The organism is Sphingomonas sp. Tas61C01, assembly GCF_052567495.1.
This window is the reverse complement of record NZ_CP199583.1, coordinates 1,488,449-1,511,067: the sequence shown is the minus strand read 5'-3', so window position 1 is coordinate 1,511,067 and position 22,619 is coordinate 1,488,449. Positions and strand designations below refer to the sequence as shown.

Sequence of the window (22,619 nt, the reverse complement as noted above, 5' to 3'; positions counted from 1 at the left end):
CTCTCTACCGGCAGAACAAACCACACATTCGAATTTGGTTTGTTCAGGAGAGAATGCCGATGCGTATGACCGCCTATCTGTTGTCCGCGGCTGCCACCGTCGCGCTTGCCGCACCCGCCCTGGCGCAACAGGCTACGACCACGCCCGAGGCGCAGACGACCCCGTCGCAGGGCACCGCGAACGCTTCGGTCGCTGGCCAGACCAATGCCACCGACGCCGACACCACCCAGGCGGCGAGCGCGGATGCGGCGGTTGCCGAACAGACCAACGCCGGCGACATCGTGATCACCGCCACCCGCCGCTCCGAACGCCTGTCCAACGTGCCGATCGCGGTCTCTGCGGTCGGTCAGGAAGCGCTGCAGAACTCCGGCGGCAGCGACATCCGCTCGCTCAACCAGCTCGCACCGTCGCTGCTGATCTCCTCGACCGGCAATGAATCGAACGCCTCGGCGCGCATCCGCGGCATCGGCACGGTCGGCGACAACCCAGGTCTCGAAAGCTCGGTCGCGGTGTTCATCGACGGCGTCTATCGCAGCCGTACCGGCGTCGGTCTCAACGAACTCGGCGAAGTCGACCGGGTCGAGGTGCTGCGCGGCCCGCAGGGCACGCTGTTCGGGCGTAACGCGTCGGCTGGCCTGATCAACATCATCACCCGCTCGCCCGAATTCGACTGGCACGGGAATGGCGAGGCGACCTACGGCAATTACGACCAGTATCGCTTCGCCGGCGGCATCACCGGCCCGCTGATCGCCGACAAGCTCGCATTCCGCGTCGACGGCGTCTACGTGAAGCGCGACGGCTTCTACGACAACGTCACCCAGGGCGGCGGCAGCGAAGGCAAGGTCAACGACCGCGACCGCTATTTCGTCCGCGGCCAGCTGCTGTTCAAGCCGACCGACAAGCTCAGCTTCCGCCTGATCGGCGACTATACCCGCCGCAACGAAAGCTGCTGCGGCGCGGTCTATTACAGCCAGGTCGAAACTGCCGATCCGACCGCGAACGCCGCGGGCGTCGCGCCGTTCTTCGCGACGGTCAACACCGACGGCGCAGTCGTCAATAACGCGAGCAACCGCATCGTCGACATTCTCCGTCGCCAGGGCGCGGCCTATCCGCTCGCCGGCAACACCCCCGATCCGTTCAGCCGCAACGTCGCGGTCACCCCGGGGCAGACGTTCCGCAACAAGACCAAGGATTATGGCGGCTCGCTCCAGGCAGATTGGGATCTGGGTGGCGCGACGCTGACCTCGATCACCGCGTATCGCGAATACAAGTCGGGCAATGCCGGCGACGTCGACTATACCAACGTCGATCTCACCCACCGGGCGGGCGACGGCAATGCGTATCGCCAATTCCACACCTTTACGCAGGAAGCGCGCCTTCAGGGATCGCTGTTCAACGATAAGCTCGATTGGTTGGTCGGCGGCTTCTACTCGAATGAGAAGCTGAAGCTCGTCGACAACGTCGTCTTCGGTGCGCAGTACGGCACCTTCGCCGCCTGCCGCCTCGTCGCCAACGTCAGCCCGGCGCTGGCGCAGCAGGGCCTTGGTCAGACGGGCTGCCTCAGCCCGACTGGCCGCGCTACCGTGCTCGGCGCGTTCGGTCCTGCCGCGGGTGGCCTGATCGCTGCCGGCCTCGACCGTCTCTCGACGCTGAACAATCTCGGGGACCAGGGTTCGGTCTACCGTCAGAAGAGCGAGAATTACGCGTTCTTCACCCACAACATCGTGCACCTGACCGACACGCTGTCGGTCACCGGTGGCCTGCGCTACACCCATGAAAGCAAGGACTTCGGCGCGAACTTCAACAACAACAACACGATCTGCCCGGCGCAGCAGACCGCGCTGGCGCCGTTGACCCGGACCCAGAGCGGCGCGACCGCGCTGGCGCAGGGCATCGTGACGCTGACCTGCACGGGCAATTCGAGCTCGTCGCTGAATGCGCTCAACCTTCAGGACAATTTCAGCGACGGTGAGTTCACCGGCACCGCGGTCCTTTCCTGGAAGCCGACCCCGCAGCTGTTGACCTATGCGTCCTACGCCAAGGGCTACAAGGCGGGCGGCTACAATCTCGATCGCTCGGACCTCGGCGGCGTCAACGGCGTGTTCTCGCCGCGCACCAATGCCGACGCATCGGGCCTGCGATTCAACGCGGAGAAGGTGAACAACTACGAGATCGGCGCCAAGTTCAACACGCGCGGCTTCAGCTTCAACGTCGCTGCATTCCGCGAGGAATTCACCGACTTCCAGCTGAACACCTTCAACGGCTCGATCTTCGTCGTGCAGAATATCGAAGCGTGTAAGGACAATCTTAACGGCCTCGACACCGACAACGGGATCAACCCCGTCACCGGTGCGCAGACCGGCGCCTGCCCGACCGACCGTTCGAAGAAGCCGGGCGTGATCTCGCAGGGTGTCGAGTTGGAAGCGACGTTGAGCCCGATCCGCGAAGTAACGTTCACCGCGGGCTACACCTATTCGGACACGCACTTCCGCAAGAACCTGATCGGCAGCTCGACCACTGGCGAGCCGCTGGATCGGGCGCTGTTCCTGCTGCCGGGTAGCCAGCTGTCCAACGCGCCTAAGAACGTCGTCACGACGTCGTTCTCCTGGACCCCGGAGATCGGGTCGGGCGGCATGTCGGGCCTGGTCTATGTCGATAGCCGTCTGACCTCGGACTACAACACCGGGTCGGATTTGGCGCCGGAGAAGGCCCAAGACGGCTTCGCGCTGGTCAATGCCCGCATCGGCCTGCGCGGTCGGGACCAGAATTGGGCCGTCGAGCTGTGGGCGCAGAACGTGTTCAACAAGGACTATATCCAGGTCGCGTTCAACACGCCGTTCCAGGGTGCCGGTTCGCGCGCCAACGCCGCGGCATATGGCGGCACCAGCAACGCGCTGTACTCGGCGTTCCTCGCCGAGCCGCGCACCTACGGTGTGACGCTGCGTAGCCGCTTCTGATTTCGGTGGCAGAGTGAAAAGTGGCCGGTTCGCGCTAAGCGGGCCGGCCTTTTTCGTTTCGCGAAAGCGCTTTGCACTCGAGTTGCACCACCCCGGCGGGGGCAGGCACCCCAGTTTAGAGATCGTTGTTACTGAAGGCAGCGCTTCATCATCACGGACTTTCGACCTGGCGCCGGCCTCCGCCGGGGTAGTTGGAAAGTTGGGGGATAGCGCTGATCTCAAGCAGCCAGATCGAGTTCTTCGCCGGCGGCGGCGGCGAGTAGGCGTTTCTCGAGCGTCTTGAGGCGGCCGGTGTTGGTGATCCGGTCGCCGGTCAGGTCGGTGACGTAGAAGGTGTCGACCGCGCGCTCGCCATAGGTGGCGACATGGGCGGAGTGGAGCGTCACCTTCGACTGGAACAGCGCGTTGGCGAGCTGGTTGAGCAAGGCCGGGCGGTCGCGAGCGTTGACCTCGACCACGGTGAAGCGGTTCGACGCGCGGTTGTCGATCAGCACGTTGGGCGCAATTTCGAACGCATCGGCGCGGGTCCGCGGCGCGGGCTTCGCGACCAGTCGATCGGCGAGCTTGCCGCGATTGGCGAGCGCATCCTCGATCGCGGTACGCAATCGGCGTAGCTGCTGCTGGTCGTCGAACGGGCGCCCGAACGGGTCCTGGACCAGGAAATTGTCGATCGCCATGCCGTCGCGCGTGGTGTGGATCCGCGCGTCGATGATGTTGCCGCCGGCGACGTGGATCGCGCCGGCGATCCGGTAGAATAGCCCCGGATGATCTGCGGCGTAGATCGTCACCAGCGTCGCGCCGCGCCCCGGATAGACCTGCGCGTCGATCGCCAGCTGGACGTCGCCCGCATCGGCGATGAAGCGGGCATTGTGAATCAGGACGTCGTCAGGTTCGGCGATCCAATAGGCCTCGGGAAAACGGTGGACGAAGCGGTCGAACCGCGCATCGTCCCACCCGAGCGACTGGCGCAGCGTCGCCTGCCGCGCCTCGATCCGCTCGCCGCGACCCTTCTGCTTGTGGCCCAGCCGCAGCACCTCCTCGGACGCTTCGAACAGGTCGGCGAGCAGCTGCCGCTTCCACCCGTTCCACGTGCCCGGCCCGACCGCCCGGATATCGACGATCGTCAGCACCAGCAGCAGGCGCAGCCGTTCCGGACTCTGCACCGTCTCGCAGAAGTCGAGGATCGTCTTGAAATCCGACAGGTCGCGCTTGAACGCGGTCGCGGACATCAGCAGGTGGTATCGGACCAGCCACGCCACCGTCTCCGTCTCCGCGGCGGTCAGACCGAAGCGCGGGCACAGCCGCTCCGCCACCGCGGCGCCGAGGATCGAGTGGTCGCCGCCGCGACCCTTGGCGATGTCGTGGAGCAAGACCGCGACGAACAGCGCGCGCCGGGACACGATTTGGTGGATCACCGCGGTGCCGAGCGGATGATCCTCGCGCAGCGTGCCGCGTTCGATCTTCGACAGCAGCCCGATCGCGCGGATGGTGTGTTCGTCGACGGTGTAGTGGTGGTACATGTCGAACTGCATCTGCGCGACGACGCGGCCGAAATCGGGCACGAAGCGGCCGAACACCCCTGCCTCGTTCATCCAGCGCAGCACCAGCTCGGGATCGCGCGGCGATGCCAGCACGTCGAGGAACGCCGCATTGGCGCGGGGATCGGCGCGATAATCGTCGATCAGCTTGGCGTCGCGCGCCGCCGCGCGCATCGCCAGCGGGTGGATCTCCAGCGCATGCAGGTCGGCGAGCTGGAACATCTCGATCAACCGCACCGGATCGGCCGCGAAGAAGCCCTCATCGGGCAGCGCCAACCGCCCCCGGTCGAGCACGAAGCCGTGCAGCTTGCCCGGTCGGCGGCGCAGGCTCGGCAGCCCGAAGCGACGGCCACGCGCGGCGAACTGTTCGTCGAGATGTGCGAGGAACACGCCCGTCAGATCGCCGACCGCCTTCGCCTGCAGGAAGTAATATTGCATGAAGCGTTCGACCGCCGACTTCCCCGGCCGGTCGGAAAAGCGCATCCGCTCCGCGATTTCGCGCTGAACGTCGAAGGTCAGCCGGTCCTCGGGGCGCTTGGTGATGGTGTGGAGGTGGCAGCGCACCGCCTGCAGCCAATTGTCGGCGCGGTGGAACTGGCGATATTCGGCTTTGGTGAACAGCCCGACCTCGACCAGCTCGGCGGCGCGCTGGACGTCGTAGATGTACTTTCCGATCCAGAACAAGGCGTGGAGATCGCGCAGGCCGCCCTTGCCCTCCTTCACGTTCGGCTCGACGACGTAGCGGGTGTCGCCCATCTTGCGGTGGCGGACGTCGCGTTCGGCGAGCTTGTCGGCGATGAACTGGCGCTCGGTGCCGCGCTGGACCTCGCTCTTGAAGCGCAGCGCAGCCTCCTCGTACAGCTCGGTGTCGCCACAGACGAAGCGTGCCTCCAGCAGCGCGGTGCGCACGGTGGTGTCACCCTTCGCCTGGCGGACCATCTCGTCGAGCGAGCGGCTGGAATGACCGATCTTCAGCCCCAGGTCCCACAGCGCGTAGAGCATCGATTCGATGACCTGCTCGGCCCAGGGCGTCTGCTTCCACGGCGTCAGGAACCCGATATCGACGTCCGAGAACGGCGCCATCTCGCCGCGGCCATAGCCACCGACCGCAAGCAGCGTCAGCCGTTCGGCGGTCGTCGGGTTGCTGAGCGGATGCAGCCGCTGGACGGTGAAGTCGAACAACAGGCGGAGCAGCTGATCGACCAGATAGGCCTGCGCATTCGCCGCCTCCAGCCCGCGCGAGGGATGCACGCGCAGCCGCCGGTCGATCTCCTCGCGCCCCGCGGTGAGCGCCGCCTTCAGCTCGGCAGTGACCGCGCGCCGCAGCGCCGCGGCGGCACCGTCGATCCCGGCGATCTGTTCGGCGAGCGCACGCCGATCGATGATCGCGCGACGGTTCGGAAGGTGATCGAAACGATGCGACATCATGCGGCCATAGCGGTGGCGCGGGGCGGGCGACAGCCTTGCGTCGGCTTCGCGGCGTCTCTAGCGCGGCGTCGATGTCGTCCGTTGCCTTCCGCGTCCTCGCTGCGCTCGCGCTTCTCGCGCCGTCGCCGGTCATCGCCAAGCCCGCGCCGCGGCTGGTACGGGTCAAGCTCGCTACCAGCTACGGCCCGATCGTGCTGGCGCTGGAGACCCGGCGCGCACCGAAGACCAGCGCCAATTTCCTCGCCTATGTCGACGATCATCGCTTCGACGGCATCACCTTCTATCGTGCGGCGCGGAGCCGCTTGGCGCCGCATCTCGGGTTCGTCCAGGGAGGCATTCGCACCGACGCGCGGCGCATCCTGCCGCCGTTCCCGCTCGAGACCACCGCGATGACCGGGATCAGGCATCTCGACGGCACGATCTCGATGGCGCGGCGGGCAGAGGCGGGGTCCGCGGGTGGCAATTTCTTCATCACCGTCGGCGCGATGCCGAGCATGGACGCGAGCGCCGCGCACCCCGGCTACGCGGCGTTCGGCCATGTCGTGTCGGGCATGCCGGTGATCAAGCGCATCCTGGCCCAGCCGACCGGCGGCGGGTTCGGCGGGCAGATGCTGCTGCGCGAGATCCGGATCATCAGCGCGACCCGGCTCGACGGCGCGCCGAAGCCGACCGGACTGGTCAAGCCCTGGCTGGTCAAGACCAAGAAGTAGCGCCTTCAGGACGGCGCCCCGTCTCGCGCCAGCGACTTCAGTCGGTAAAGAGTGTCGAGCGCATCGCGCGGGGTGAGCGCATCGATGTCGAGCGCCTCCACCGCGGCGCGGATCGCGTCGCATTGCTCCTCCTCCGCCTCCATCGCTGCGGCGAACAGCGGCAGATCGTCCAGCCCCGCGGCGAGCCCGCCGGTCTTGGCGCGGCCCGCCTCGAGCTTCGCGAGCACCGATTTCGCGCGTGCGACCGTCGCCGGCGGCATCCCGGCGAGCCGCGCCACCGCCAGCCCGTAGCTGCGATCCGCCGGCCCCTCGGCGAGTTCGTGGAGCAGCACCAGCTCGCCCTTCCATTCGCGTGCACGGACATGGTGGAGGGTGAGCGCGTCGCAGCGTTCCGCGAGCCGGGTCAGCTCGTGATAATGGGTCGCGAACAGGCAGCGACAGCGGTTGTCCTCATGAATCGCCTCGACCACCGCCCAGGCGATCGCGAGCCCGTCATAGGTCGAGGTGCCGCGCCCGACCTCGTCGAGGATCACGAAGCTGCGCGGGGTCGCCTGTGCCAGGATCGCCGCGGTCTCGACCATCTCGACCATGAAGGTGGAGCGGCCGCGCGCCAGATTGTCCGATGCGCCGACCCGGCTGAACAGGCGATCGACCAGACCGAGGGTCGCGCGCGATGCGGGCACGAAACTGCCCGCCTGGGCGAGCACCGCGATCAGCGCGTTCTGGCGCAGGAAGGTGGATTTGCCGCCCATGTTGGGTCCGGTGACCAGCCACAGGCGTGAACGCTCCGACAGCGAGCAGTCATTGGCGACGAAGCGGCCGCCGCCACGCGCGACCGCGGCCTCGACCACCGGGTGCCGGCCGCCCTCGATCTCGAAACAGCTATGGTCGACCAGCTTCGGCCGGGTCCACGCGCCCTCCGCGGCGCGTTCGGCGAGCGCGCCGGCGACGTCGAACCGGGCGAGCGCGTCTGCGGTAATCGCGATCGAGTCGCGTGCGGCGAGCGCGGTGGCGGTGAGTTCTTCCAGATGCGCCGCTTCCGCCGCCAGCGCGTGCGCGCCAGCCTGCGACACCCGCGCGGCGACCTCGTGCAGTGCGGGGGTGTTGAAGCGGACCACGCCGGCCAGCGTCTGGCGGTGAGTGAAGCCGCTGTCGGGGCGCATCAGCGGATCGGCGGCGCGGGCGGGCACCTCGACATGATAGCCGAGCACGTTGTTGTGGCGGATCTTCAGCGACGGGGTGCCGGTCTGCGCCTTCAGCTCAGCCTCCAGCGTCGCGATCGCGCGGCGGCCGCCCGCGCCGGCATCGCGAAGGTCGTCGAGCGCGACGTCGTAGCCGGAGGCGATATAGCCACCATCGCTCGCGTCGATCGGCGGCGCGGCGATCAGCGCGCGCTTGAGCAGGTCGATCAGCGCGCCGTGCCCTTGCAGCGACGGCGCCAGCCGCGCGAGCAGGGCAGGGGGCGCGACGATCCCGCCAAGCCGTTCGCCGAGCAGCCACGCGCCGTCGAGCCCGTCGCGCAATTGCCCCAAGTCACGCGGCCCGCCGCGTCCCGCGACCAGCCGCCCAAGCGCTCGGCCTAGATCGGGTAGCGCCCGCAAGGTTGCGCGCAGGGTCTCGCGCAGGGCGGCATCGTCGTGCAGATACGCGACCATATCGAGCCGCGCATCGATTGCGGCCTTGTCCATCAGCGGCGCGCCGAGATCGCCCGCCAGCATCCGCGCGCCCGCGCCGGTGACGGTGCGGTCGACCGCGTCGAGCAGCGAGCCCTTGCGTTGGCCGCCCGCGGTCTGCACCAGTTCGAGGCTTTCGCGCGTGGCGGCGTCGATCGCCATCGTCTCGCTGGCGCGCGACAGCGACGGCGCGCGCAGGAACGGCAGCGCGCCCTTGGCGGTGTGATCGAGATAGGCGACCAGCCCGCCCGCCGCTGCGAGACCGGCGCGCGAGAAGCTGCCGAAGCCGTCGAGCGTCGCGACTCCGAACAGTCGCTTCAGCCGCGTCTCACCGGTGCCGCTGTCGAAGTCCGCGCGCGGGCGCAGCGTCGTCGCGGCGTGTGGCGCGATGTCGCCGTCGGCGGCGATCACCTCGGCAGCGCCCAGTCGCGCGAGTTCGGCCTCGAGTGCGTCGGCACTGACGTCGATCACGACGAAGCGTCCGGTCGATACGTCCGCCGCGGCGATCGCGACACCGCCAGCCGCCTCGCCGACCGCGGCGCACCAATTGTCCGAGCAGGCGTCGAGCAGCGCGTCCTCGGTCAGCGTGCCCGCGGTCACCACCCGGACGATGCCGCGCGCGACCAGCGCCTTCGATCCGCCGCGTGCCTTGGCCTGCGCAGGCGTCTCGGTCTGCTCGGCGATCGCGACGCGGTGGCCCGCCTTGATCAGCCGTTGCAGATAGGCGGTGGCAGCATGGACCGGCACGCCGCACATCGGGATCGGATTGCCGTCATGCGCGCCGCGCGCGGTCAATGCGATATCGAGCACCGCGGACGCGACCTTCGCATCGTCGAAGAACAGCTCGAAGAAATCGCCCATCCGGTAGAACAACAGGCAATCCGCCGCCTCCGCCTTCAGCGCGAGATATTGGGCCATCATCGGGGTCGGGGCGGGTTCGATCACCGGCGGGGCCTAGCAACCAAATCGCGGATGAGAAACATCGCCGGGGCTTTCAAAAGTCACAAGAGTCACACCGCTACGCGTGCGAGAGGCTTTGTGGGCGTGCGCGGGGAACGCCCCTGCCGCGGCTGGCAGTTCTGACGCGTGTAGGACAGGTGGGTCGCTCCGAGCGCTTATGTCGGAGCACAAGTCGGGGTGACGAACCCAAACCGCGTCCGTAAAGACCGTCGTAGATCCCGAAAGGCCCGATCATGTCCGACGAAACCTCCCTCCAATTTTCCGAGCGCGAGGCGCTGCTGTTCCATTCGGAGGGCCGGCCCGGCAAGATCGAGATCGTCGCGTCCAAGCCGATGGCGACCCAGCGCGATCTGGCGCTGGCCTATTCGCCGGGCGTCGCGGTGCCGGTCCAGGCGATCGCGAACGATCCCGCCACCGCTTACGACTATACCGCCAAGGGCAATCTCGTCGCGGTGATCTCCAACGGCACCGCGATCCTCGGGATGGGCAATCTGGGCGCCCTGGCGTCGAAACCGGTGATGGAAGGCAAGGCGGTGCTGTTCAAGCGCTTCGCCGATGTCGACGCGATCGATATCGAGCTGAAGACCGAAGACGTCGATCGCTTCATCGACGCGGTCGAGCTGATGGAGCCGACCTTCGGGGGCATCAACCTCGAGGACATCAAGGCGCCCGAATGCTTCATCATCGAGCAGACCCTGCGCGAGCGGATGAACATCCCGGTGTTCCACGACGACCAGCACGGCACCGCGATCATCTGCGCGGCGGGGCTGATCAACGCCTGCCTGCTGACCGGACGGCGGCTGGACGAGATCAAGATGGTCGTCAACGGCGCGGGCGCGGCGGCGATCGCCTGCACCGAGCTGATGAAGGCGATGGGCGTCCGCGGCGACAACGTGATCATGTGCGACCGAACCGGGGTGATCTACCAGGGCCGCGACGACGTCAATCAATGGCAGTCCGCGCACGCCGCGATCACCGAGGCACGGACGCTGACCGACGCGCTGAAGGGCGCCGACGTGTTCCTCGGCCTCTCCGCCGCGGGGGCGCTGCAGCCCGAAATGGTGAAGGACATGGCGAAGGCGCCGATCATCTTCGCGATGGCCAACCCGGAACCCGAGATCCGCCCTGAATTGGCCATGGCGGCGCGGCCCGATGCGATCGTCGCGACCGGCCGGTCGGACTATCCGAACCAGGTCAACAACGTGCTCGGCTTCCCCTTCATCTTCCGCGGCGCGCTCGACGTGCGCGCGACCGGCATCAACGATGCGATGAAGATCGCCGCGGCGCACGCGATCGCGGATCTCGCCCGGCAGCGCGTGCCCGAGGAGGTCGCCGCGGCGTATGGGGTCAGCCACAGTTTCGGTCCGACCTACATCATTCCGGCGCCGTTCGACCCACGGCTGATGGAAGTCGTGCCCGCCGCGGTGGCGATGGCGGCGATGAATTCGGGAGTCGCGACCAAGCCGATCCTCGACATGGATGCGTACCGCCAGACTCTGCGCGCGCGGCTCAACCCGACCACCTCGGTGCTGACGCTCGCCTATGAGGGCGCCCGCGCGCATCCGAAGCGCGTGCTGTTCGCGGAGGGGGAGGAAGAGGTCGTGCTGCGGGCGGCGATCGCGTTCAAGGAGGGCGGCTACGGCGTGCCGGTGCTGGTCGGGCGCGACGACGTCCACGATCGGCTGCGCGCGCTCGGGATCGCCGATCCGACCGAGTACGAAGTGCATAACAGCCGCACGTCGAAGCACGTGCCGCGGATGGTCGATTTCCTCTACGCGCGGCTGCAACGCCGCGGCTATCTGCGTCGCGACGTCGAGCGGATGATCAACCAGGACCGCAACATCTTCGGCGCGGTGCTGCTGCAGCTCGGCGAGGCCGATGCGATGATCACCGGCATTACCCGCACCTGGGCGCACACCATGCGCGAGGTGAAGCGGGTGATCGATCCGGAGGCGGGGCGTACGCCGTTCGGGATTCACATCCTGGTCGGGCAGAGCCACACCGTCTTCATCGCCGACACCACGGTCAACGAGCGTCCCTCGCCCGAGGAACTCGCCGACATCGCCGAACAGACCGCGCAGGTCGCGCGGCGGATGGGGCACGAGCCGCGGGTCGCGTTCCTCAGCTATTCGACCTTCGGCAATCCGGAAGGGCAGTGGCTCGATAACATCCGCGAGGCGGTCCACGTCCTGGATGGTCGGCAGGTCGGGTTCGAATATGAAGGCGACATGGCGCCCGACGTCGCGCTCAACCCCAAGCAGCTCGCCAACTATCCGTTCGCGCGACTGTCCGGTCCTGCCAACGTGCTGATCATGCCCGGGCTGCAGAGCGCGAATATCTCGGCGAAGCTGCTGCGCGAACTGGGAGGCGACGACATGATCGGGCCGATGCTGATCGGCATGGAGAAGCCGGTGCAGATCGCGCCGATGACGAGCACCGCGAGCGAGTTGGTGACGCTGGCGGTGTTGGCGGCGGGCGGGATCGCACGGTAAACGGCGCCTTAGCCATACGATTGCATAAAACGCACTTGTGCGACTAATTTTTGCAGTTGCTCACTGCCGTGCTGCGGTGCACAAAGAGTGTGCCTTTCAGGCATCCTCTCCTAAAACTTTCACGGCCGGGCTTGTCCCGGCCTTTTTTTGTGTTGCGACCTGATGCATGGCGAAACCGCAGTCGTCGCCGTCATCATAACAGAAACGCGCAGGAGCGGAGCCGCCGGGCAAACCGGCACCGGCGATACGAATGCGCGGGGGATGGAGCACCGCTCTCCCCCGCTACTTCCCACCGGTTCGATCAGCGTTTGAGCGCGTGCGCAGGAGCATTGGCTTCACGCTTGCACCGTGTGTCCCCGCGAAGGCGGGGACCCAGTACTGGGCTCCCGCCTTCGCGGGAGCACAACTTGGCGCGGGAGATGACTCAACTCCGCGTTCACCCGTCAATCGAGCTGCCCAACGCCGCGTGGACCAAGCCGCCGTCCACCGCGATCGTCTCCCCCACCACATAGTCGCCCGCGCGGCTCGCGAGGTAGATCGCGGTGCCGGCCATGTCCTCGTCGGCCCCGATGCGCTTGGCGGGGATCGCGTTGGCAACCGCGTCGCCGTGATCGCGGGCGGCACGGTTCATCTCGCTGGCGAAGGCGCCTGGCGCGATCGAGGTGACGTTGATCGAATCGCGGATCAGCCGCGCAGCCATCCGCTTGGTCAGGTAGATCAACGCCGCCTTCGACGCCTGGTAGCTGTAGGTTTCCCACGGGTTGAGCCGCAGTCCGTCGATCGAGGTGATGTTGATCACCTTGCCCGGTCGTTGGTGGCTCGCCGCGGCCTTAAGCGGCTCGAACAGTGCCTGGGTGAGGAAGAAGGGCGACTTGACGTTGAGGTCCATCACCTTGTCCCAGCCCTGTTCGGGAAACTCCTCGAACGGCACGCCCCAGGCGGCGCCGGCATTGTTGACGAGGATATCGAGCTTCGATTCTTGCGCCGCGAACTTTTCCGCGAGCGCCTTGCAGCCCGCGACCGTCGACACGTCCTGCGGGAGCGCAATGCAATCCGGGCCGAGTTCCGCGGCGGTTTCCTCGCATGCCGCAGCCTTGCGCGAAGAGATGTAGACCTTGGCGCCCTGCGCGATGAAGCCTGCGGCGATCATCTTGCCGATGCCGCGGCTGCCGCCGGTAATCAGCGCGACGCGGCCGTCGAGGCGGAAGAGGTTGGCGGTATCCATATCGATATCTCCGTGGTTTGCGCCGGTCAGCCGCCGCGCTTCATGGTTTCGCGCGCGATGATCACCTGCTGGATTTGGCTGGTGCCCTCGTAGATGCGGAATAGGCGGACGTCGCGGTAGAGCCGCTCGATGCCGTAATCGGCGATGTAGCCGGCGCCGCCATAGATCTGCACGGCGCGATCCGCGACGCGGCCGACCATCTCGCTGGCGTAATATTTAGCGGCGGCGGATTCGAGCACGACATCCTCGCCCGCATCCTTACGAGCCGCGGTTTCGATCACCAACGCGCGGGCGGCGAGCGCCTCTGTCTTCGAATCGGCGATCATCCCCTGGATCAGCTGGTGACTCGCGATCGGCTGGCCGAACTGGTGGCGCTCGCCCGCATAGGCGACGCAGTCCGCGATCAACCGCTCGGCGACCCCGACACACACCGCGGAAATATGGAGGCGGCCGCGATCGAGCACCTTCATCGCGATCTTGAACCCCTCGCCCTCCGCGCCCAGCCGGTTGGCGGCGGGGACGGCCACGTCGTCGAAGATCACGTCGGCGACCTTGGCACCCTTCTGGCCCATCTTCTTCTCAGGCTCGCCGATCGAGACGCCGGGCAGGTCCTTCGGCACCAGGAACGCCGAGACCCCGCGTCCACCCTTCTCCTCGCCGGTCCGCGCCATCACCGTGAAGAGCTGCGCCTTGTCGGCGTTGGTGATGTAGCGCTTGGTGCCCGACAGCCGGTAGACATCGCCGTCGCGGACCGCGCGGGTCTTCACCGAGCCCGAGTCGCTGCCGACATCGGGTTCGGTGAGCGCGAAGCTCGTCACGATCTCGCCACTGGCGATCCCGGGCAGCCACTGCGCCTTCTGTTCGGGGGTGCCCGCCATCACCAGGCCCTGGCTGCCGATCCCGACATTGGTGCCGAAGCTGGATCGGAACGCCGGCGTCGTCCGCCCCATCTCGATCGCGACGCGGACCTCTTCGGCCATCGTCAGCCCGAGCCCGCCATATTCCTCGTCGATCGACAGGCCGAACAGCCCGAGCTCCTTCATTTCGGCGATCAGCGCGTCGGGGATCGCGTCGTCGTTCTCGACCTGCGCCTCCAGCGGGCGCAGCCGTTCGGCGACGAAGCGCCGTACCGTGTCGATCAGCGCGTCGAAGGTTTCGGGGTCGAGTGCCATGCGTCCTGCCTCTTGAACTGGTTCGTATGCGTTGCCCGATCTCCCCAGGAGCTGCAAACCCGAAATTCGAAACCACGGGCGTTGATCCTGCGCCCCCGTGGCCTATGCTCGTATGCAAACATACTGGAGAGTGGGATGCGGTTTACGGGCAAGCGCGCCGTCGTTACCGGGGGCGCTTCGGGCATCGGCAGGGCGACCGCACTGCGGCTCGCCCGCGAAGGCGCCTTCGTGGTCGTCGGCGACGTCGACGAAGACGGCGGGCGCCAGCTTGCCGCCGAATCGAACGGCTGCATCGCGTTCCGCCGGACCGATGTGACCGCGCCCGACGATATCGAGGCGATCATGCGCATCACGCACGAAAGCGGCGGGCTCGACATCGTGTTCAACAATGCCGGGGCGGGCGGCGCGCGCGAGCCGATCGACGAGATCTCCGCCGAGGATTGGGACCGGACGATGGCGCTGCTGTTGCGATCGGTCGCACTCGGCATCCGCTTCGCGGCGCCGTTGATCGCGGCGCGCGGCGGCGGCGCGATCGTCAACACCTCGAGCGTGTCGGCGCTGGGCACCGGCTATGCGCCGACCGCCTATTCGACCGCGAAGGCCGGCGTGCTGCACCTGACCAAGATGGCGGCCGCCAACCTCGCCAAGTCGAACATCCGGGTCAACGCGGTGGTGCCGGGCTTCATCACCACCAACATCTTCACGCGCCACCTCGACATCCCGGACGAACGCCGCGCGATGGCGGACATGATGATCGCGGGCGCCGCCGCGAAGGCGCAGCCGATCCCGCGCGCCGGCAGTGCCGAGGACATCGCCAGCGCGGTCGCGTTCCTCGCCAGCGACGACGCGTCGTTCGTGACGGGCACGCACATCCTGGTCGATGGCGGGCTGACGATCGGCACCCGCGCCAGCTGGGACCCTGCCGAACCGTCGATGCTGACCGCGCTGGACGCCTTCAAGTGAACGCCCCCGTAGCGGCGGCGCCGGCGTCCCCGGTCCTGGTCCCGCCCGCGCGCCGGCTGTCGGTGCGAACGATGGCGACATACGGCTTCGGCTCGGTAGCGTACGGGGTGAAGGACGCAGGCTTCGGCACCTTCCTGCTGCTGTTCTACAATCAGGTCGTCGGACTGCCCTCCGCCACGGTGGGGCTGGTGATCATGGCGGCGCTGCTGATCGACGCGGTGATCGATCCCGCGGTCGGCTTCTTCTCCGATCGCACGCGGAGCACTTGGGGGCGGCGGCATCCGTGGATGTACGCGTCGGCGCTGCCGATCATGATCGGTTGGGTCCTGCTGTGGAACCCGCCCCACGGCGCCAGCGAGACGACGGTGCTGGCATGGCTGTTCGTCGTCGCGGTGCTCGTCCGCTCCGCGGTCAGCGCCTACGAGGTGCCGTCGGTGGCACTGACGCCCGAGCTAACGTCCGACTATGACGAGCGGACGCGGATCATGGCGTATCGGTATCTGTTCGGCTGGGCGGGCGGGCTGACGATGCTGGTGTCGGCCTATACGCTGTTCCTGGCGCCGACCGCGGCGTTTCCGAACGGACTGCTGAACCGCGCGGGCTATGGCCGCTTCGCGATCGCGGGGGCGGTGCTGATGGGGCTTGCGATCATCATCTCGGCGGCCGGCACCCACCGCGAGATCCGCAACTTGCCGCGTCCGCCGATCATCCCACAGACGCTGCGCGAGAACTTCCGCGAACTCGGGCAAACGGTGCGCAACCGCGCGTTCGCGGTGCTGATGCTGGCCAGCCTGTGCGCCTATACCAACCAAGGTATCGGCTACGCGCTGTCCAATTACCTCTACAGCTATGTCTGGGGCTTCAAGGGCGCTGTGTTCGCGTATCTGACCGTGTCGCTGTTCGCGGGCGTGGTCGTCGCCTTCGTGGTCGCGCCGCGACTTGGCAAGCGGGGCGGCAAGCCGCGGATCGCGATGGCGGCGGTGTTGCTCGGCGGAACGATCCAGACCTTGCCCTATTGGCTTCGGCTCGCGGGTGCCTTCCCCGAGGTCGGCAGTCGCGCGCTGCTGCCGGTGCTGTTCGGCTGCTTCATCCTGTCGACCGCGTGTAACGTCAGCGCCTTCATCCTCGGCGCGTCGATGATGGCCGATGTGGTCGAGGATTCGGAGATCCGCACCGGGCGCCGGTCCGAAGGCGTGTTCTTCGCGGGCTCCTTCTTCGTGCAGAAATGCACGTCGGGAGTCGGGATCTTCGCGGCGGGATCGATCCTCGCGATCGCCGGCTTCCCCGACAAGGCGACGCCGGGGCAGGTGCCGGTCGCGACGATCGACCGGCTGACGCTGATCTACGCGGTGATCTACGTCGCGGTCGCGTGCCTGTCGGCATTCTGCTTCACCCGGTTTCCGTTCGGGCGCGCCGAGCACGACGCCCGGCTGTCGCGCCTTGCGCAGGTGCCGGACGCCGAGTCGCTGGCCGTTCGGCCGTAAATACTGCCAGAAATTAGGGGTTTGTTCACAGACGGCAGCCGCCCGCGTCAGAGTTTTCACGTCGATCGGGGGCTCATCGGCGTCGATACACCGTTCGTCGGAAAAGGTTCCGCCGCGGTTTGGTGAATTAATCTTCGCCAGCTAGCGAAAACTCGACGAACGGGTTCAGACCGGGGGGTCATCTTGACTTTACGACGATTGACAGCGCGCTTTGCGCTGATGGCTTTGTGCGGCCTGATGGCGGCGACCCCGGCGACCGCCCGGTTCTGGCAGTGCGCGCCCTTCGCCCGCGAAGTCTCCGGCATCGAAATTCGCGGCAACGCCGACACCTGGTGGGGCCAGGCGGCGGGCCGCTACGAGCGCGGCAGCACCCCACGGGTCGGCGCCGTCGTCGCCTTTGCCGCCACCGGCCGGATGCGCGTCGGCCATGTCGCGATGGTGTCGAAGATCGTCGGTGACCGCGAGGTCCTGCTGACCCACGCCAACTGGTCGCGTCCCGGCCGCATCGAAACCGATGTCCGCGCGATCGACGTGTCGGCGGCGGGCGATTGGAGCCAGGTGAAGGTCTGGTACGCGCCGCAGGGCGGGCTCGGCACCTCGAGCTACCCGGTGCGGGGATTCATCTATTCGGATCATGCGCCGCGTGTGGGGCCGCTGGATCAGGCGCCGACGACGGCGGTGATCGCCACGAATGCGCCGGTGCCGGTCAGCTACGCGGGGGAGTGAGGGGGCTAAGCTGGCTGGTCAGGCCCGCGCCCGTCTTCTTACGCCAGCCCCGCCTTCGCGGGGATGGCGAGGTTGGAAATCGCAGTGATCCTCTACGCCGCGCCCGGCGTGAACGTCATCGCCACCCCGTTCATGCAGTAGCGCTTCCCGGTCGGCTTCGGCCCGTCGTCGAACACGTGGCCGAGGTGCCCGCCGCAGCGCGTGCAGTGGATCTCGGTGCGCTCCATCATCATCGATCCGTCGACCCGGCTCGCGACCGCGCGGGGCAGTGCGGCCCAGAAGCTCGGCCAGCCGGTGCCGCTCTCGAACTTGGTCTTGGACGAGAAGGCACGCTGGCCGCAGCCACGGCAGGCGAAGATGCCGGCGCGGTGTTCGGCGTTGAGGGGGCTCGAAAAGGGTCGCTCGGTGCCCTCGTGCCGGAGTACGTCATAGGCGGCGGGGCCGAGCTTCGCCTTCCACGCCGCGTCGCTCAGCTGCACCGGAAACTTTTCAGTCGCGGCGGCGGCGGGTGCGGCGCGGCAGCCCCATAGCGCGACCCCCGCGGCGCCGAGGCCGGCAAGGGTCATGAGCGAACGGCGGTCGGTGGTCATCGGCTTGTGCTCCATCGCAACGATATAGGTACGCGCGGTGGATGCGGAAGGTTACGGAGGAGAGCCCCCCTCAGTCATCCGTCATCCTCGCAAACGCGAGGATGACGGCATTTGGCCGGGCACGCCCCCCTTCAATAGCGGCTGAGTTCGACCGGCAACTGGCGATAGCCATGAACGAAGCAGGCGGCGACGCGGGTCGGTTCGCCGACCACGTTCACGCGCATCCGGCGCTTGGCCATCTCCTCCAGCAGGATGCCGATCTGCAGCTCCGCCAGCCGGGCGCCGACGCAGCGGTGGATGCCGTGGCCGAACGCCAGATGCCGCCGCGCGTTGGGGCGGTCGACTACGATGCTGTCGGGGTCGTCGAATACCGTCTCGTCGCGATTGGCGGAGACGTACCAGAGCGCGAGCTTGTCGCCTTCCTTGATGGATTGCCCCATCAATTCGGTGTCCTGCGTCGCGGTGCGGCGCATGTGCGCGAGCGGGGTCTGCCAGCGGAGGATCTCGCTCACCGCGTTGGAAATCAGCGCCGGATCGGCCTCCAGCTTGGCGCGGCTGTCGGGGAACAGGTCGAGCCCATAGGCGAGCGCCGACATCGAATTGCGCGTGGTGTCGTTGCCGCCGACGATCAGCAGGATCAGGTTACCGATGAACTCGAAATGATCCATGTGGCTCATCGCGTCCGAATGGATCATCATCGAGATCAGGTCGGGCGTCTGCGGCTTGTCGGCCTTCGCGTTCCACAGCTGCTGGAAATAGGCGCCGCATTCGTACATGTGCTGCAACCGTTGCTGGCGAAGTTCCTCGGTCTTCACCAGCTCGATGTCGCCCGCCCAGTCGGACCAGAAGGTCAGCTTGCGGCGGTCCGCCCAGGGGAAGTCGAACAGGATCGCGAGCATTTGCGTGGTCAGCTCGATCGCCACGGTATCGACCCAGTCGAAGCGTTCGCCGTACGGCAGCGTGTCGAGCAACGCTTCGGTCCGCGCGCGGATGTCGGCGGACATGCGGGTCATCTCGCTGGGGGTGAAGGCGGGCGCGACGGTGCGGCGCTGCTGGGTATGGACCGGACGGTCGCGCGCGATGAACATCGGCATGCGCACGTCGCGTTCCGGCACGAAGTCCGCGATCGTGATCCCGCCGGCCTCCGACGAATAGAGATCGGGAAGCGATTCGACCTCGACGATGCCATTGTAGGTCGAGACCGACCAGTAAGGGCCGTAATCGGAATGCGGCGTCCAGTGCACCGGCGATTCGGCGCGCAGCTGGCGAAACGGCGCGTGCCACGTGTCGTCGCGGTAGAGCTCCGCACGGCTGACGTCGAACGGATCCAGCGGGCCCGTCTCGGTCATGTCCTTCGCCAGCGTCGCCATGCCTCACTCTCCTATTTCGACTAGAAGAGCGCTAACTGACATTGATGTCAATTGGCTTTGGCGCGGCGCCACCACGGCTTGGCGCTGCCCGATTGCAGCACGCCGCGGCGGAACAGCCGCGCGCCGACGCTGATGAAGATCGCGACCCACAGCAATTGCCAGGCGAGCGCTGCGACATGCGGCCACAGCGCGGGAGAATTGGCCGCATGTCCGGCCATTGCGAAGGGCGACGACAGCGGGAAGATCTCGGCGAGCTTAGCGACCCAACTGTCCGGGCGAGACGCCGCGGCGGACGACAGCGCGAACATGCCGACCTGCAGGATCGTGATCGGCAGCGACAGCATCTGGATCTCGCGCATCGTCGATGCCTGGGCGCCGACGCCGAGGAAGACCGAGCCGAGCAGCAGATACGCCATCGTGAAATACGCGCCGAACAAAAGCGCGAACATCGGCCCGCCGACCGCGGGGGCGAGTTCGCCGATCGCGGCAGCGGCGGGCGGCGGCAGCAGTGTCGAGACCTGACCGACCACGGTGCCCCAGAAGCCGACGAACAACAGCGCCACCCCGAACATCCCGAGCAGCTTGCCGAGGAACACCGATTCGAGCGGCACCGCCGCAGCGAGCACCTCGATCACCTTGTTGTTGCGTTCCTCCGCCATGGTGCCGACCACCTGTCCCGAGAGGAACAGCGTCAGGAAGAAGATCCCGAATACCGCGAAGAAGGCGGACTGGTGCTGCCCGCTCGCCGAGGCGCGCTGGCGGACCAGCGCGATCTTGGTCGGCACGATCTTCGGTAGCGCGACGCCGAGCCGTTCCGCGGTCAGCGTCTCGCCCGCGAGCAGCGTCAGATAGTCGGCGGCGCGGCTGCCGCGCGGACCGTAGAGAATCCGCGGGTGATCGAGCGGGCCGTACAGCACCGCCGATGCGTCATAGTCCTTGCCGTCGAACGCGCGCCGCGCCTGCTTGGCGGGATCGGCGGCGGGTGCCAGCGTCAACAGCTGCGGCGGCGCCTCCTCGTCGCGAAACATGCCGCGCAGCCGCGCGTCCGCCTCCGCGATCGGGCGGGCCTGTTCGCGGGTGACGATCGCGACGACGCGCACCTTGTCGCTCGCGCCGTCCGCCACGCTCGCCGCACCCATTCCGCCGATCGCGCCGAACGATCCCATGATCACCGGCGCGAACAGGAACAGCAGGAAGATCGGGGTGAAGACGGTGGCGATGAAATCGCGTCGTGCGATCGTCAGCGTCTGGCGGACGGTGCGCTTCAGATTGGCGTTCATGACGCCTCTCCCGCGGCATCGCGGCCGACGATCCGGACGAACGCCTCGTGCAGGCCGGGCCGTTCGATCGACAGGCCGGAAATGCCGTAGCCACGGTCGATCAGCGTCACCAGCAAACCCTCGATCCCCTGTTTGGGCAGTTCGAACCGCCACCCGCCGTCGCTGCCGACCGCATCGGCGGGCAGCACGCTCGCGATCGCCGGATCGGCCTCGCGCGGGCGATAATGAACCCGCTGCGGCAGCATCGCACGGGCATCGTCGACCGTCCCTTCGAAGCGGCGCTTGCCGCCCGAAATGATCGCCAGCCGGTCGCACACCCGCTCGGCATGGCTCATGATGTGGGTCGAGAACAGCACCGTTGCACCGCGGTCGCGCTCGGCGAGGATCAGCGCCTCGAGCTTTTCCTGGTTGACCGGATCGAGCCCGGAGAAGGGTTCGTCGAGCACCAGCAGATCGGGCTGGTGGACCACCGATCCGAGCAGCTGGACCAGCTGGGCCATACCCTTCGACAATTTGCGGATCTTCTCGTCGACCGCATGGCCGAGCCCCGCCGCCTCCATCAACCCCACCGCCCGCTCGCGCCCGGTCTTCCAGTCGAGCCCGCGCAGCGCGCCCATGAACGCGATCGCCTCGCGCGCCTTCATCGCCGGATAGAGGCCGCGCTCCTCGGGCAGGTAGCCGACCTGGTCGCTGGCGTCGCGCGGGTTGGCCTGGCCGAGCACCGATCGCGCGCCGCTATCCGGCTCGATGATGCCGAGCAGCATGCGCAGCGTGGTCGTCTTGCCCGCGCCGTTGGGACCGAGCACGCCGTAGATCGTGCCCTTGGGCACCGCGAGATCGACGCCGTCGACGACCCGCCGGTCGCCGAACTTCTTCATCAATCCGGTGGCGGAGACTGCCAGCTCTGACCCCACTTATTATCCTCTCGCCGCTGCGCGCGGCGTGGTAGCGGGCGGACGTGCGCGAAGACAAGCTCGAAGACCGCATCCGTGCCAAGGCCGGCGAACTGGGGTTCGCCGCGGTCGGGATCGCGCGCGCCGACGCCGCGCCCCGGGCCGCCGAACGCCTCCACCAATGGATTGCCGAGGGACGCCACGGCGACATGATCTGGATGGAGGAGCGCGCGCATCAGCGAGAGGCGCCTGCGTCGCTGTGGCCCGCGGTGCGCAGCGTGATCGCGCTGGGAATGAGCTATGCCCCCGCCGCCGATCCGCTGCGGCTGGCCGGGGAGGGGGAGGTCGGTCGCATCTCGGTCTATGCGCAGGGCGGGGACTATCACGACGTCGTCAAGCGCCAGCTGAAGGCGCTGGGGCGATGGCTCGCGAGCGATGCGAGATGCGACCTGAAGGTGTTCGTCGACACCGCGCCGGTGATGGAAAAGCCGCTGGCCGAGGCGGCGGGGCTGGGGTGGCAGGGCAAGCACACCAATCTGGTCAGCCGCGACGAAGGTAGCTGGCTGTTCCTCGGCGCGATCTACACCACGCTCGATCTCGCGCCCGATCGGCCGGGGCGGGACCTGTGCGGGTCGTGCGACGCATGCCAGCGGGCCTGCCCGACCGCGGCGTTTCCAGCCCCCTACCGGCTCGATGCACGGCGCTGCATCTCCTACCTCACGATCGAGCATGCCGGGCCGATCCCGGACGAGTTCCGCCGCGCGATCGGCAACCGCATCTACGGCTGCGACGATTGCCTCGCGGTCTGCCCGTGGAACAAGTTCGCGGCATCGGCGGCGGCGAACCTGGCGTTCCAACCCCGCGCGGAACTGACCGCACCCGCGCTGGCGGACCTGCTGTCGCTGGACGACGCGGGATTCCGGCAGGTCTTCGCGGGATCGCCGATCAAGCGGATCGGGCGCAACCGGATGGTGAGGAACGCTACGATCGCGGCGGGGAACAGCGGGGTGGTCGCGCTGGTGCCGGTGCTGGAAAGGTTGCTGGCGGACGACGACGCGGTGGTGCGCGAGGCGGCGGGATGGGCGATCGAGGCGTTGATGGGGGAGGGTTGAGGGTTGCGACTTCTAAGCCGTGTCCCCGCGAAGGCGGGGACCCAGT

At 67.5% G+C, this 22,619-nt stretch carries 15 protein-coding genes; 7 read left to right on the top strand and 8 right to left on the bottom strand.

The annotated features are described in order from the left end of the window. Nucleotides 1-59: 59 nt before the first annotated feature. Complete coding sequence (locus ACT009_RS07135) at nucleotides 60-2,957, top strand: TonB-dependent receptor (protein ID WP_445193640.1); 2,898 nt, start codon at nucleotides 60-62, stop codon at nucleotides 2,955-2,957. 218 nt (nucleotides 2,958-3,175) lie between these two features. Here the strand turns inward: ACT009_RS07135 and ACT009_RS07130 are convergent, their stop codons facing one another. Then, nucleotides 3,176-5,920, bottom strand: a complete 2,745-nt coding sequence (locus tag ACT009_RS07130) for a [protein-PII] uridylyltransferase (RefSeq protein WP_445194040.1) — start codon at nucleotides 5,918-5,920, stop codon at nucleotides 3,176-3,178. A gap of 74 nt (nucleotides 5,921-5,994) precedes the next feature. On the opposite strand from ACT009_RS07130, the gene ACT009_RS07125 reads away from it, so the two are divergent. Then, nucleotides 5,995-6,633 (top strand): peptidylprolyl isomerase, encoded by a 639-nt coding sequence (locus tag ACT009_RS07125; protein WP_445193639.1) that lies wholly within the window; start codon nucleotides 5,995-5,997, stop codon nucleotides 6,631-6,633. Nucleotides 6,634-6,638: 5 nt separating this feature from the next. On the opposite strand, the gene mutS is transcribed toward ACT009_RS07125, so the two are convergent. After that, nucleotides 6,639-9,227: a DNA mismatch repair protein MutS gene (gene mutS / locus ACT009_RS07120; RefSeq protein ID WP_445194039.1), complete on the bottom strand. Its 2,589-nt coding sequence runs from the start codon at nucleotides 9,225-9,227 to the stop codon at nucleotides 6,639-6,641. A 272-nt stretch (nucleotides 9,228-9,499) separates the two neighbouring features. On the opposite strand from mutS, the gene ACT009_RS07115 reads away from it, so the two are divergent. After that, on the top strand, nucleotides 9,500-11,758 hold the full coding sequence (locus tag ACT009_RS07115; RefSeq protein ID WP_445193638.1) for an NADP-dependent malic enzyme: 2,259 nt from the start codon (nucleotides 9,500-9,502) through the stop codon (nucleotides 11,756-11,758). Nucleotides 11,759-12,194: 436 nt separating this feature from the next. Here the strand turns inward: ACT009_RS07115 and ACT009_RS07110 are convergent, their stop codons facing one another. Both ACT009_RS07110 and ACT009_RS07105 read right to left on the bottom strand, forming a co-directional pair. Then, nucleotides 12,195-12,983: an SDR family NAD(P)-dependent oxidoreductase gene (locus ACT009_RS07110; RefSeq protein WP_445193637.1), complete on the bottom strand. Its 789-nt coding sequence runs from the start codon at nucleotides 12,981-12,983 to the stop codon at nucleotides 12,195-12,197. Nucleotides 12,984-13,009: 26 nt separating this feature from the next. Then, a complete protein-coding gene (locus ACT009_RS07105; RefSeq protein ID WP_445193636.1) occupies nucleotides 13,010-14,155 on the bottom strand; it encodes an acyl-CoA dehydrogenase family protein in 1,146 nt (381 codons plus the stop codon). Between the two features lie 135 nt (nucleotides 14,156-14,290). On the opposite strand from ACT009_RS07105, the gene ACT009_RS07100 reads away from it, so the two are divergent. The 3 genes from ACT009_RS07100 to ACT009_RS07090 all read left to right on the top strand — a co-directional run bounded on the left by ACT009_RS07100 (nucleotide 14,291) and on the right by ACT009_RS07090 (nucleotide 17,328). Further along, a complete protein-coding gene (locus tag ACT009_RS07100) occupies nucleotides 14,291-15,118 on the top strand; it encodes an SDR family NAD(P)-dependent oxidoreductase (protein WP_445193635.1) in 828 nt (275 codons plus the stop codon). Beyond that, nucleotides 15,115-16,602: an MFS transporter gene (locus ACT009_RS07095; RefSeq protein ID WP_445193634.1), complete on the top strand. Its 1,488-nt coding sequence runs from the start codon at nucleotides 15,115-15,117 to the stop codon at nucleotides 16,600-16,602. The genes ACT009_RS07100 and ACT009_RS07095 overlap by 4 nt, the downstream gene beginning before the upstream one ends. Before the next feature lie 237 nt (nucleotides 16,603-16,839). Then, on the top strand, nucleotides 16,840-17,328 hold the full coding sequence (locus tag ACT009_RS07090; RefSeq protein ID WP_445193633.1) for a CHAP domain-containing protein: 489 nt from the start codon (nucleotides 16,840-16,842) through the stop codon (nucleotides 17,326-17,328). Nucleotides 17,329-17,420: 92 nt separating this feature from the next. On the opposite strand, the gene msrB is transcribed toward ACT009_RS07090, so the two are convergent. The 4 genes from msrB to ACT009_RS07070 form a co-directional block, all read right to left on the bottom strand. Further along, a complete protein-coding gene (gene msrB, locus ACT009_RS07085; RefSeq protein WP_445193632.1) occupies nucleotides 17,421-17,933 on the bottom strand; it encodes a peptide-methionine (R)-S-oxide reductase MsrB in 513 nt (170 codons plus the stop codon). A gap of 116 nt (nucleotides 17,934-18,049) precedes the next feature. Next, a complete protein-coding gene (locus tag ACT009_RS07080) occupies nucleotides 18,050-19,288 on the bottom strand; it encodes a cytochrome P450 (RefSeq protein WP_445193631.1) in 1,239 nt (412 codons plus the stop codon). 47 nt (nucleotides 19,289-19,335) lie between these two features. Then, complete coding sequence (locus tag ACT009_RS07075; RefSeq protein ID WP_445193630.1) at nucleotides 19,336-20,568, bottom strand: ABC transporter permease; 1,233 nt, start codon at nucleotides 20,566-20,568, stop codon at nucleotides 19,336-19,338. Further along, nucleotides 20,565-21,446, bottom strand: coding sequence for an ABC transporter ATP-binding protein (locus tag ACT009_RS07070; RefSeq protein WP_445194038.1), 882 nt, complete (start codon nucleotides 21,444-21,446; stop codon nucleotides 20,565-20,567). The genes ACT009_RS07075 and ACT009_RS07070 overlap by 4 nt, the downstream gene beginning before the upstream one ends. An 80-nt stretch (nucleotides 21,447-21,526) precedes the next feature. On the opposite strand from ACT009_RS07070, the gene queG reads away from it, so the two are divergent. Further along, nucleotides 21,527-22,573 carry a tRNA epoxyqueuosine(34) reductase QueG gene (gene queG / locus ACT009_RS07065; protein WP_445193629.1) on the top strand — a complete coding sequence of 349 codons (1,047 nt, stop codon included), beginning with the start codon at nucleotides 21,527-21,529 and terminating at the stop codon, nucleotides 22,571-22,573. Nucleotides 22,574-22,619: the final 46 nt, after the last annotated feature.